This window comes from Kitasatospora terrestris (genome assembly GCF_039542905.1).
Lineage (GTDB): Bacteria > Actinomycetota > Actinomycetes > Streptomycetales > Streptomycetaceae > Kitasatospora > Kitasatospora terrestris.
This window is the reverse complement of the sequence record NZ_BAABIS010000001.1, coordinates 8,318,277-8,330,103: the sequence shown is the minus strand read 5'-3', so window position 1 is coordinate 8,330,103 and position 11,827 is coordinate 8,318,277. Positions and strand designations below refer to the sequence as shown.

Annotated in this window: 14 protein-coding genes; 9 read left to right on the top strand and 5 right to left on the bottom strand. The window is 74.1% G+C overall.

The window, feature by feature from the left end:
- Window positions 1–68: 68 nt before the first annotated feature.
- Window positions 69–422 (top strand): VOC family protein, encoded by a 354-nt coding sequence (locus tag ABEB06_RS38040; RefSeq protein ID WP_345701524.1) that lies wholly within the window; start codon window positions 69–71, stop codon window positions 420–422.
- Window positions 423–444: 22 nt separating this feature from the next.
- Here the strand turns inward: ABEB06_RS38040 and ABEB06_RS38035 are convergent, their stop codons facing one another.
- Complete coding sequence (locus tag ABEB06_RS38035) at window positions 445–750, bottom strand: hypothetical protein (RefSeq protein WP_345701523.1); 306 nt, start codon at window positions 748–750, stop codon at window positions 445–447.
- Window positions 751–1,009: 259 nt separating this feature from the next.
- On the opposite strand from ABEB06_RS38035, the gene ABEB06_RS38030 reads away from it, so the two are divergent.
- The 8 genes from ABEB06_RS38030 (at window position 1,010) to ABEB06_RS37995 (ending at window position 7,753) form a co-directional block, all read left to right on the top strand.
- Entirely contained in the window at window positions 1,010–1,717 is a 708-nt protein-coding gene (locus tag ABEB06_RS38030) for a hypothetical protein (RefSeq protein ID WP_345701522.1), read from the top strand.
- Entirely contained in the window at window positions 1,714–2,373 is a 660-nt protein-coding gene (locus tag ABEB06_RS38025; protein WP_345701521.1) for a Fic family protein, read from the top strand. Before ABEB06_RS38030 ends, ABEB06_RS38025 begins: the two co-directional genes overlap by 4 nt.
- Before the next feature lie 147 nt (window positions 2,374–2,520).
- Entirely contained in the window at window positions 2,521–3,000 is a 480-nt protein-coding gene (locus tag ABEB06_RS38020; RefSeq protein WP_345701520.1) for a ricin-type beta-trefoil lectin domain protein, read from the top strand.
- Window positions 3,001–3,169: 169 nt separating this feature from the next.
- On the top strand, window positions 3,170–3,898 hold the full coding sequence (locus ABEB06_RS38015; protein WP_345701519.1) for a VOC family protein: 729 nt from the start codon (window positions 3,170–3,172) through the stop codon (window positions 3,896–3,898).
- 68 nt (window positions 3,899–3,966) lie between these two features.
- Window positions 3,967–4,338 (top strand): ArsR/SmtB family transcription factor, encoded by a 372-nt coding sequence (locus ABEB06_RS38010; protein ID WP_345701518.1) that lies wholly within the window; start codon window positions 3,967–3,969, stop codon window positions 4,336–4,338.
- 101 nt (window positions 4,339–4,439) lie between these two features.
- Window positions 4,440–5,789, top strand: a complete 1,350-nt coding sequence (locus ABEB06_RS38005; RefSeq protein ID WP_345701517.1) for an MFS transporter — start codon at window positions 4,440–4,442, stop codon at window positions 5,787–5,789.
- Between the two features lie 145 nt (window positions 5,790–5,934).
- A complete protein-coding gene (locus ABEB06_RS38000) occupies window positions 5,935–6,999 on the top strand; it encodes a 3-oxoacyl-[acyl-carrier-protein] synthase III C-terminal domain-containing protein (RefSeq protein ID WP_345701516.1) in 1,065 nt (354 codons plus the stop codon).
- Window positions 7,000–7,072: 73 nt separating this feature from the next.
- A complete protein-coding gene (locus tag ABEB06_RS37995; protein WP_345701515.1) occupies window positions 7,073–7,753 on the top strand; it encodes a hypothetical protein in 681 nt (226 codons plus the stop codon).
- 28 nt (window positions 7,754–7,781) lie between these two features.
- Here ABEB06_RS37995 and ABEB06_RS37990 read toward each other — a convergent pair whose 3' ends face one another.
- The 4 genes from ABEB06_RS37990 to ABEB06_RS37975 form a co-directional block, all read right to left on the bottom strand.
- Window positions 7,782–8,135 (bottom strand): PRC-barrel domain containing protein, encoded by a 354-nt coding sequence (locus tag ABEB06_RS37990; RefSeq protein WP_345701514.1) that lies wholly within the window; start codon window positions 8,133–8,135, stop codon window positions 7,782–7,784.
- Window positions 8,136–8,275: 140 nt separating this feature from the next.
- On the bottom strand, window positions 8,276–9,670 hold the full coding sequence (locus ABEB06_RS37985) for an NAD(P)/FAD-dependent oxidoreductase (RefSeq protein ID WP_345701513.1): 1,395 nt from the start codon (window positions 9,668–9,670) through the stop codon (window positions 8,276–8,278).
- An 87-nt stretch (window positions 9,671–9,757) separates the two neighbouring features.
- Window positions 9,758–10,108, bottom strand: a complete 351-nt coding sequence (locus ABEB06_RS37980) for a cupin domain-containing protein (protein WP_345701512.1) — start codon at window positions 10,106–10,108, stop codon at window positions 9,758–9,760.
- Window positions 10,105–11,616: an APC family permease gene (locus ABEB06_RS37975; protein WP_345701511.1), complete on the bottom strand. Its 1,512-nt coding sequence runs from the start codon at window positions 11,614–11,616 to the stop codon at window positions 10,105–10,107. The genes ABEB06_RS37980 and ABEB06_RS37975 overlap by 4 nt, the downstream gene beginning before the upstream one ends.
- Window positions 11,617–11,827 lie beyond the last annotated feature (211 nt).

Below are 11,827 nucleotides of genomic sequence, written 5' to 3'. Positions count from 1 at the left end.
CCCCCCGTCACCCGGGCCGGGCGGCCCGGGTGACGCACCCGCCGTCGGCCGACTGGCAGGATGGCCGCATGGAACGTGTGCTGGGAATCGGCGGGTACTTCGTGCGGGCGGCCGACCCCGCGGCCCTGACCGCGTGGTACCGCGACTGTCTGGGGCTGGACCTCGACGAACACGGCCTCTGGGGCCAGGAGGCCGGCCCGACCGTCTTCGCGGCCTTCGAGGCGGACACCGGCCACTTCGGCGCGCCCGCCCAGCAGACCATGCTCAACTTCCGGGTCCGCGACCTGGACGCGATGCTCGCCCAGCTGCGGGCCAGGGGCGCGGACGTGGCCGGGGAGACCCAGGACATGGCGGGCGTCGGCCGCTTCGGCTGGGTCACCGACCCGGAGGGCCGCCGGATCGAACTCTGGCAGCCCGCCTGACCCCACTCCCCCGGCGCCGGGCTCAGGCCTGCTCCGGGACGACCTCCACACCGGCCGCGAGCATCGCGGCGGTGAGCCGCCGGGCCACCTCCTCGTGACAGACCATCAGGACGGTCTGCGGCTCCTCCCGGCGGCGGGGCAGGTGGCCGCTGCCGGCCTCCACCAGCTGCCAGTGGTCGCGCTCCGTGGTCCACAGCGGTTCGAGCTCGGCCAGGGCCCGCTCGACCTCGGCGGCCTCCGCCGCGGCCCGGGCGCGACGGCCGACCGGCACGACGGGTCCGGCCGGCGGGGCGGAGTGCCGGGTGGCGTCCTTCGGAAACTCGACCATCGGCCGATGGTGCCCCCGCCCCGGCCGGAACGCAAGCGACGACCACCCCCGCTTACCCCGCGCCCGGCAGCAGCGCGGCGAGCCGGCCCTCGACGACGGCGTGCACCCTGGCGGTCGGCTATTCCCGAGTGTGCGTCAGGAGTCCGGTGGCAAAGCCGTCGAAGCGGCCGTCCCACCGCTCGGGCTGCCGCCCGGACACTGGATTCCGGATGGCGAAATTGCCTTGCGGCCCACCCGCGCGGGCCTGTTGAGTCTCCGGGTGTCCTACGACCTCGCACCGCACGTCCTCGGCTGGGCCGACGTCGATCCCGCACGGCACCCGTTCGACGCCGCGGCCGCGCCGGTGGCGGTCGCCGGGCTCGGGCCGGCCCGGTCCGTGCCGGTCCGCCCGGCGGGCGGGGCCGCCGACCGGGCGGTGATCGCGTGGTCGTACGCCGAGGGGCGGGAGTGGACCGAGGCGATGACCCGCGCCCTGGTCGAGCGGTACGGGCCGTGGAGCCTCGGGTGGCGGTGGGCCCGCGACGAGGGCGACCTCGGTGGCGGACCGGTGGGCGCCTGGTGCTGCCCCCGCGACTCGATCACCACCCCGGACGACACCCTGGCCCGCGTCGCCGCCGCGCTGTGCGAGTGGCGGTCCTGGCTCGAGGAGCTCGCCGAATGCTTCGAGCGCCATCAGCTCGACTCCGGGTCCGCCGGGCAGCGTTCGCTCGCCTGGGAGCGCGCCACCGTGCAGCTGGTGAACCTGGTGGTCGACCGTACGGGCGCCGGGGACGCCTGGTACGGGCACTGCCGGCAGGTGCTCGGCTGGTTCCTGACCCGCTGGGGTGTCGCGCCGGACGCGGCGGACCTCATGGTCGCCGAGGCGATCGACGGACGCTTCCACAGCTGGGCGCAGCCCTCCCGGGAGCTGGTCGCCGAGGTCGCCGAGCAGCTGGCCGCCCGGTCGGACGGCGGGTCGGCGTGGTGACCGAGGACCACCTGCGCAGCTGGCTCGGCGTCCGGGAGGCCGCGCGCTGGCACGAGACGCCGGCGGCCGCGCCGGCGGCGGCCGTGCACCTGCCGGTGCGGGACGGCGCGGTGCACGACATCCGGACCTTCGACCGGGCGCACGGCGCCGACCGCGCCGACGGGCTGCTCGCGGCCCTCGCGCGGGCCCGGTCCGACGCCTCGGCCGGTGTGCCGCTGACCTTCGACCGGCTGGCGTCGTGGCAGCGGCACGTCCTGGCCACGGCGGACGCCCCCGCTTTCCGGACGACCGCGGCCTTCGCCAAGGCGGGCCGGGAGCGGTACGGCATCGCCCCGGACACCCGGGTGCGCTTCGACGCCTGCCTCTCCCAGGCCGCCGATCCGGGCCTGCCGGTGGCCGCTCGCGCCGCGCGGGCCTACCTGGACGTGTGCTTCTTCCATCCGTTCGCGGACGGCAACGGCCGGGCCGCGTTCCTCGCGCTGGAGTACGTGCTGGCGGCGGCCGGCGTGACCCTCGACCAGGTCGGCCCGGTCCGCCGGCTGCAGCGCGCGGCGGACGATCCGGCCGACGCCCTCGCCCTGGCGAACCTGGTCGCGTCACTGATCCGCCACACCCACCGCCGGGCCGCGCGGGCGGCGTTCGCCAGTACGCACTGACGAGGAGCCGTTCATCCGGGCGGCCCTCCGCGGATTGCTGGTTCGCCTGCGATCGGTGCTACCAATCTCCCTGCGGCGTACACGACCTGACACCGGGTCGGCGACCGCCCGACGAACCATGCGATCTTCTGAGAGATTGGGACACCCGTGGCCATCGCCCTCCGCAGGACGCTCGCCCTCTCCGCCCTGGCGCTGACCGCCTCGCTCCTGCCGGCCGGGCCCGCGGGGGCCGCCGACACCGCCCGTTCCGCCGCCCGCACCCCGGGCCTCTACTGCCTCGCCAACGCCTGGCAGACCCCGGCCATCTCCAGCAAGCCGTGCGACGCCAAGGACGCCGGCCAGCACTGGACGATCGGCGGCCAGCAGATCTCGCTCACCGACGCCCGCGCCTACTGCCTGGCGAACACCTGGGGCAAGCCGGAGACCTCGGTGAAGCCGTGCAACCCCAACGACCCGGGCCAGTACTGGACCCTCAACGGCGAGCAGATCGTCCTCACCCTGGCCCCGTCCTACTGCCTCGCCAACACCTGGGGCAAGCCGGACGTGTCGGTGAAGCCCTGCGACGCCTCCGACCCGGGCCAGCGCTGGGTGGTCTTCAACGAGACGATCACCCTGTCCCGCGTCTGACGCCCCGCCAACCCTTCCCGGCCCGCCCGGCCCGCCAGGCCCGCCAGGACTGCCCGGCCCGCCAACCCCGCCCGGCCCGCCCGGCCCGTCGACGGCCGCCGCGTATTCGGATTGCCACCGGACGGGTCCGGGCAGCAGGGTGGCGGCAGTCGAGTGGGAGGAGCCGGCCGTGATCCGGTGGGTGTACGCGTTCGTGGACCGGCCGTCCGAGGTGGTCGGGCGGGCCGCGGAGTTCTGGGCCTCGGTGACCGGGGCGACCGGGGTGTCCCCGTGGCGCGGGGACGGCGGGGAGTTCGCGACACTGCTGCCGGCCGACGGGGATCCGTGGGTGAAGCTGCAGGGGGTGGCGGCCGGGCCGGGCGGGGTGCACCTGGACCTGGCGGTGGCCGACGTCCGGGAGACGGTCGGCCTGGCGGTGAAGGCGGGGGCGGACGTGGTGGCGGAGCACGGCGAGTGGGCGGTGCTCCGCTCGCCGGGCGGGATGCTCTTCTGCGCGGTGCCGTTCCAGGGCGAGTCCCGGCGTCCGGAGCCGGCGGACGGCTCACGCCTGGACCAGGTCGCGATCGACCTGCCGGCCGATGCGTACCCCGCGGAGGTGGAGTTCTGGTCGGCCCTGACCGGCTGGGAGGTGCTGACCGGCTCCCGGCCGGAGTTCACGGTGGTTCGGGGCCCGGCGGGGCTGCCGGTCCGGTTGCTGCTGCACCGGCTCGACGCGGCGCGTCCGACCGGGGCGCACCTGGACCTCGCGTGCGCCGACCGTCGGGCGACCCGGGCCGCGCACGAGCGGCTGGGCGCGGAGTTCGTCGCCGAGCACAGCCACTGGATCGTGATGCGCGACCCGGCGGGCGGCACGTACTGCCTGACGGCCCGTGACCCGCTCACGGGGTCGCTGGCCTGATCCGCCCCTGCCCCCGCCGGGCACCCGGCGGGGCGCTCCCGCCCCTGGCGGCGGCCTACCATGAGCGGATGAGCAAGCGCACCGACCTCGCAGCCGCGCACGATGCGCACCAGCACCCGACGGCGCACCCGTCGGGCGCCGAGCGGCTGGAGGTCGCGGCCGGCGTGCTGGCCCTGCTCGCCGACCGGACCCGGCTCGCGCTGCTGGAGCGCCTCGCGGCCGGGGAGGCCGACGTCTCCACCCTCACCGACGCGACCGGCGCCGCCCGGCCGTCGGTCAGCCAGCACCTCGCGAAGCTGCGCCTGGCCGGGCTGGTCGCCACCCGCCGCGACGGCCGCCGGGTCGTCTACTCGCTCCGCCACGGCCACCTGCGCCGGCTGGTCGCCGAGGCGCTGAGCGTCGCCGACCACCAGATCGGCGCGCTGCCGCCCCACGACTGAGCCCGCGGGCACGCGCGCCGGCGCCGCCGGTACGCCCGTCCGCCCGTCCGGGCCGGCACCAACATGTGCACAGGTACGCACATGATGGCTACGATGGCCGGGTGCTCTCCGTTCTGCGCGTCCGGGCGTACCGCCGCCTGTTCACCGCCCAGGTGGTGGCCCTCGCCGGCACCGGTCTGGCCACCGTCGCCCTCGGCCTGCTCGCGTACGACCTCGCCGGCCGCGACGCGTCGACCGTGCTGGGCACCGCCCTGGCGATCAAGATGGTCGCGTACGTGACCGTCGCCCCACTGGCCGGCGCGTTCGCGGACCGGCTGCCTCGCCGCGCCCTGCTCGCCGGACTGGACCTGGTCCGCGCCGGCGTCGCGCTCACCCTGCCGTTCGTCGACCGGATCTGGCAGGTCTACCTGGCCGTCTTCCTCCTCCAGGCCGCCTCCGCCGCCTTCACCCCGACCTTCCAGGCGACGATCCCCCGGCTGCTGCCCGCCGAACGCGACTACACCGCCGCCCTCTCGCTCTCCCGGCTCGCCTACGACCTGGAGAGCCTGTTCAGCCCGGCGCTCGCCGCACTCGCCCTCACCCTCGTCCCGTACCACGCGCTCTTCGCCGGCACCTCGGCCGGCTTCCTCGCCTCGGCGCTGCTGGTCGCGGGCACCGTCCTTCCCCGGGTCGCGGCCGCCGGCCGCCGCGCCCCGTACGCGCGCACGGCGGCCGGCTCCCGGCTCTTCCGGGCGACGCCCCGGCTGCGCGCGCTGCTCGCCCTCGACCTGGCGGTGGCCGCCGCCGGCGCGCTCGTCTTCGTCGACACCGTGGTCGTCGTCCGCGACCACTTCCACCGCGGCCCGGCCGCCGTCACCCTCGCCCTCGGCGCGTACGGGGCCGGATCGATGGCCGCCGCGCTGCTGCTGCCCCGGGTCCTCGACCGGCACGGCGACCGGGCGGTGATGCTCCCCGCCGGGTTCGCCCTGCCCGCCGTCCTCGCCGCCGCGGCGGCCCTCACCACCGCCGCCGCCACCGCCTGGACCTGGACCGGGCTGCTCGCCGCCTGGGCCCTGATCGGCGCCGCGAGCTCCGCCGTCCTCACCCCGGGCGGACGGGTGGTCCGCCGCTCCGCGGACGACGGCGACCTCGCCGCCGCCTTCGCCGCCCAGTTCTCCCTCTCGCACGGCTGCTGGCTGCTCACCTACCCGCTCGCCGGACTGCTCGCCGCCGCCCTCGGACTGCCGGCGACCGCCGCACTCCTCGGCGTCCTCGCCCTGACCGCGACCGTCGCCGCCACCGCCCTGTGGCCCGCCCACGACCCCGACCGGCTCGACCACGTCCACACCGACCTGCCCGCCGGCCACCCGCACCTCGCCGACGCCCGCCCCGCCACCGCCGGCGGCTGGCACCACGACCACCACTACGTCATCGACCCCCACCACCGCACCTGGCCCCGCGCGGCCGCCTGACCGCGCGTGTGCGGTGCGCGTGTCCCGTTGTGGCGGAGTGTGTATCGGTCCGCGGGCGGTCGATGACGGTTCGACCGCGGCTGTGGCAGATTGACTGATCGTCTCGGCAGATCGTCTGCCCGCCGTGAAGGGACGAGGTGCCCGCGTGGTCGTGTACATCGGCAGGCCCGCCGTCGAACTGCCGGGCCACGTGGTCCCGCGCCGGCGGATCGCGGAGGACGTGGAGCGACGCCACGCCGACCACCCCCGCCTCGCCTCCGTCCGACGGGTGCTCGGCCGGATGCCCGCGCAGCGGCGGTACTCCCAGCCGTTCGAGACCGTCCTCGCCGACCGCGACGCCACCGAGCGCAACGCCACCGCCTTCGCGGACGTCTGCCGGATGGGCACCGCCGCCGCCCGCCGCGCCCTGGCCGCCCACCACCTCTCCCCCGCCGACGTCGACTGCGTCGTCACCAGCCACTCCACCGGCGACGCGGTGCCCGGCCTGGACGTCCACCTGGTCGCGGAGCTCGGCCTGCGCCCGGACGTCGCCCGCCGCCCGATGACCCAACTCGGCTGCGCCGGCGGCGCGCACGCCCTGATCACGGCGGTGGACCACGTCCGCGCCCACCCCGGCACGACCGTGCTGGTGGTGGTCGCCGAGTCGCTCTCCAGCACCTACCACCACGGCGACACCGACCTGGAAATGATGATCTACAAGGCGTTGTGGGGCGACTCCGGCGCCGCCCTGCTGGTCTCCGACCGCCCGCTCGGGCCGGGCCTCGCCGTCGCCGACACCTGGGAGTACCTGCTGCCCGGCAGCGCGCTGCGCTACCGCAAGCGGACCGACGCCGCCGGCGTGCACTTCGACTCCGAGCGATCCGCGCCGCGCTCGGTCGCCGAGGCCTCACCCGCCCTGCGCGACTGGCTGGCCCGCCCGCTCCCCGACGGCGGCCCCGCCACCGGCCCGTGGCCACTCGACTTCGTCGTCGCCCACACCGGCGGCCCCGCCCTGCTCACCGACCTCGCCGACCGCCTCGGCCTGGACGACGAGCAGCTCTCCCACTCCTGGTCCTCCCTCGACGAGGTCGGCAACCTCGGCGGCGCCAGCGTCCTCGACGTCCTCGCCCGCACCCACACCGCCCCACCACCCCCCGGCGCCCACGGCCTCCTCCTCGGCTTCGGCCCGGGCTTCGCCGTCTCCGCCCTCAAAACCACCTGGGTGGCCTGACACCGGCGACCGTTCCGTGCACTGACGTAGTATCCGTCCCGCTTCCTCCACCGCCTCCACGGAACGAGACGACGTGCCCGGCACCACGCCCGAGACCGACCAGCCCTCCGCAGACCTGACCGGCCTCCGGGCGATCTGGGCGAACACCCTCCAGCCCGTGGCTCCACTGCCCTGGTACCGCCGGGTGTCTCCCGGACCCGTGGTGGCGGGCGTGGTGGTCGCAGGCCTGGCCACCGCCCTGGTGGTGGCCGCCGTGACGGGCGCGGGCACCCCGCCGGGGCACCGGATCGTCCTGGCGGACCGGGTCGGCGACCGGACACGGCTCCCGGACGACGGCAACAGCCGGGCCGTACGGGCCGACTTCGCGCGGCGGACGACGGCGCCGGGCCCGTACCGGGAGCTGGCGGTTGCCACCTACGGGGCCACCGGACACACCGGGGAGGCCCTGACCGTGGTCGGGCTGACCGGCAGCTTCCCCGAGCCCCAGCGGGAGTTGCGGAAGTACTTCGGCCGCATGGCCGGCGGCGACCCGATGCGCGACACCGTGACCGAGCTGCGGTCCTTCCCGGCCGGCCCACTCGGTGGCGAGCTGCTCTGCGCGGTACTGGTCTACCCGTCCGTCTCCCGTACCACCTGCGCCTGGGCCGACGGCAGTACGGTCGGCATCGTCACGGACGCCACCGGCGAGAACGGGACCGCGGACCTGGCCGCGCTGACGCTGGAGATCCGCGCCGCGGTCGAGGTCGAGGACTGATTTCCATAGGAGCATCCGGCCGGGCGGCCTAGATCTGGCGGCCGCCGTAGAAGGGCGTGTAGTAGAGGGCGTGGCGCTCGCGGTCCTCGCGGCTGGGTTCGGCGGCGACGCCGAGTTCGGGGCCGTTCTTGATGTCCTCCTTGGAGCGGTCGACGTGGACCTTGTGCTCGTCGGGATCGATGCGGACCACCGTGCAGGCGGGCAGCAGGACGAGCTTGCCGAAGATCCACGGGCCGGTGTCGACGACCAGGTAGCGGGCGCCCATGGCGTCGGACAGTTTGTCGATCCGGCCGATCGGACCGTCGGTCGCCTCGACGTGGTAGCCGACGAGGTCGGTCTCGGCGCGGTGGCCGGCGGTGTCGCGGTACTCCCAGAGGTCCATGCCTGTGCTGTCCCTTCCGTCGGTCGGACTCGGTGGGCGTCGGTTGCCCCGACCGGCCGGAGGTATGCACCGCGGGGGAAAGCCGTCGGGGGCCCGGGACTCGTACGAGTCCCGGGCCCCCGACGGGTGCGGACGGAGGGTCAGCTGTCGAAGCCGAGGCCGAAGCGGTCGAGGGTGCGCAGCCAGAGGTTGCGTCGGCCCTCGTTGCGGTCGGCCCGGTCGAGGGACCACTTGGTGATCCCGATGCCGGCCCAGCGGACCGGCTCGGGCGGGAAGGGCAGCGGCATCTTGCGGACCATCTCCAGCTGGGTGCGCTCGGTCCGCTCGCCGGCGAGCAGGTCGAGCATCACTTCGGCGCCGAAGCGGGTGGCGCCGACTCCGAGGCCGGTGTAGCCGGCGGCGATGGCGACCTTGCCCTTGTACGCGGTCTCGAAGAACGCCGAGAACCGGGTGCAGGTGTCGATGGCGCCGCCCCACGCGTGGGTGAAGCGCAGGCCCTCCAGCTGCGGGAAGGTGGTGAAGAAGTGCTGGGCGAGGGTGCGGTAGGTGGCCGGGCGCTGGTCGTACTCGGCGCGGACGTGGCCGCCGAAGTTGTAGATCGCGTCGTAGCCGCCCCACAGGATCCGGTTGTCGGCGGACATCCGGTAGTAGTGGAACTGGTTGGCGCTGTCGCCGATGCCCTGCCGGCCCTGCCAGCCGATCGCGGCGAGCTGCTCGTCGTTGAGCGGCTCGGTCATCAGCGCGTAGTCGTAGACCGGGACGGTGTAAGGGCGCAGGCGCTTGACGAGCGAGGGGAAGACGTTGGTGCCGAGCGCGACTTTGCGGGCGAAGACGCGGCCGTAGGGGGTCTTCACGGCCATGCCGGTGCCGGACTCGGCGAGGTCGGTGGCGGGGGTGTGCTCGAAGATCCGGACGCCGGCGTCGAGGCAGGCCTGCTTGAGGCCCCAGGCGAGCTTGGCCGGATTGACCATGGCGACGCCCTCCTTGTCCCAGAAGGCGGCGAGGTAGGTCGGGGAGTTGACCTGGGCGCGGATCCCGTCGGTGTCCAGGAACTCGCCGCCGGTGCCGTACTGTCCGGCGAGGTCGGCGAGTTCGCGGATCCATTCGACCTGGTGGGGCTCGGTGGCGACGTCGAGTTCGCCGGTGCGCTCCCAGTCGCAGTCGATGCCGTACTTGGTGACCGCGTCCTCGATGGCCTGGAGGTTGTCGAGGCCGAGCCGCTCCAGCTGGGCGAGCTCGTTCGGCCAGCGCTCCAGGCCGTTGCCGAGGCCGTGGGTGAGGCTGGCGGCGCAGAAGCCGCCGTTGCGGCCGGAGGCGGCCCAGCCGATCTCCTTGCCCTCGACCAGGACCACGTCCAGCCCGGGCTCGCGCTCCTTGGCGATGAGCGCCGTCCACAGGCCGCTGTAGCCGCCGCCGACGACGAGCAGTTCGCACTGCGCGTCACCGACGAGGGCGGGCTGCGCCTCCGGCCGGCCGGGGTCGTCCAGCCAGAACGGGGTCGGCTTGACGTCCCGGAGGGAGTGGACGGGGTCCATGGTCTCGGTTCCTTGCTCGAGAGTGCTTGGCGGGGTCGGTTGCCGGCCGGCGGCCGTGCTGTACCCGCCGTGTCCGATCGCCCGGCGCTATCGGCCGAGGTTGATCGCGTACACCTTGCGGAGGGTCTCGTGGACCGTCCAGACGGTCCGGTCGCCCTCGCGCAGGACGGCCAGGTCGCCGGGCCCGACCTCCAGGGTCGGGCCGTTCTCGACCTGGACGGTGGCCCGGCCGCTGAGGACGACGAACAGCTCGTCGGCCTCGGTGTCGGTCACCACGCCCGGGGTGATCTGCCAGACGCCGCGCAGCTGCCGGCCGTCCTCGGACTCCCAGACCACCTTTCCGGTGACCTCGGGGTTCCCGGAGACGATCTGGTCCGGGTCCAGCGGCTCGGGTTCGAGCTCGACGTCGGGTACGTGCAGGGCGAAGCTGTCGATCATGCGTCGACGCTATCGGTACGACCGGCGGGGGCGGACCCTGCAAGCTGTCCCGTTTCCGGCGTGTCGCCTGACACCCCGTAGCCGGCGGCGTCGGCCTCGGCGGCGGCGCGGGCGGCCTTGCGGCGGGAGAGCAGCGGGTAGAGCAGCAGCGAGCCGCCGACCACCGCGAGCGAGTAGGTGACCGCCTTGGTGCCCTCGTCGGCGTACTGCTGCCAGGCCGCCCAGACGCAGACCGCCAGCAGGCTGGCCGTGATCGCGGACAGGCTCCACCAGCCGCCGGGGATCCGGTACGGGCGGGCCATCTGCGGGGCCTTGATGCGCAGCGCGATCAGCGCGGCGACCTCCAGCAGGATGCCGATGTTGGTGAGGAAGACGTCGAAGACGACCAGGTCGGTGAAGCTGCTCAGGCAGAACATCGCGTAGATCACCGAGGAGCCGACGATCGAGGCGATCGGCGCCTTGTACCGCTTGGACTCCTTGGAGAGCCAGCCCGGCAGGTAGCCGTCGCGGGAGAGCGCCAGCGGGAGGCGCGAGTTGGCGGCGAGCAGCGCGGAGAACATGGCGACCGCGGCGAACATGCCGCCGATGGTCACCGAGATCTGCAGCCAGGGGCCGGCCAGCTGCTTGGCGATCTCCGAGAAGGAGCCCGCTTCCCAGCTCTGCCAGCCGGTCTCGCCGTCCGCGCCGACCGCCAGCGAGGCGATCGAGGGGAGCAGGTAGCCGACCATGATCAGGACCACCGAGACGGCCAGCGCCTTGGGCAGGTGCTTGCGGGGGTTCTCCATCTCGCCGGCCACGTTGGAGACCGAGTCCCAGCCGCAGTAGTTCCACATCACGATGAACAGGCCGGCGCCGAACGCGTTCCAGGTGGACTGGTCCTGCGAGGCGGTCATCGAGGAGATCGGGTTGATGCCGTCGGCGACCAGGTGGTAGCCGCCGATCGCGGTGAGCACCAGCATCGGGGTGAGGCAGATCAGCGCGAAGGCCACCGACGAGTCGCCGACCCAGCCGGCGCCGAGCAGGTTGAGCAGCGTGAAGACGACGATCACGCCGACGCAGATCATCCAGTTCAGGTCGAAGCGCAGGTGCCCGACGGTGAACAGGACGTGCTCGCCGGGCGCCACCGCCCCGACCAGGCTCTGCAGGTAACTGGTGAACAGCACCGGATAGAGCGCCATGTCGACGAAGCTGCACACCCAGCTGAGCACGCCCTGCTGGAACGCCCAGAAGCGCCCCAGGCCGCGCTTGACCCAGTGGTAGTAGCCGCCCTCGACCGGTATCGCGGTGCCGAGCTCGGCGCAGACCAGGGCGTGCGGCACGCTGTAGATCAGCGGGGTGACGATGATCAGCAGCACCGCCATGCCCGGTCCGGACGTGGAGAACAGCTCCTCGATGCCGTAGGCGCCTCCCGAGACGCTGAAGAAGATCAGCGCGACCAGCGCCAACAGGCGCACGCGCTTGGGCTGCGGCCAGCGGACATCCGACTGGCCCACGGGCATCGTGGTCATTCTCACCTCAGGTCCATGCTTCGAGCAGACCCGGCCCGCAAGATCACGCCGCCGGTGGACAGAGTCTCAGCCCTTGGACGCGCCCCGACAAACCGGCAAGGTGTCAGGCGTCCCGTTACCGCTCTGACAGCCTGTCGGATCAGCGCGCGGCCGCCATCTCGCCGAGCCTCCGTATTTTCCGTTGCCCGGCCCCCGCACCACCCCGTAGTTT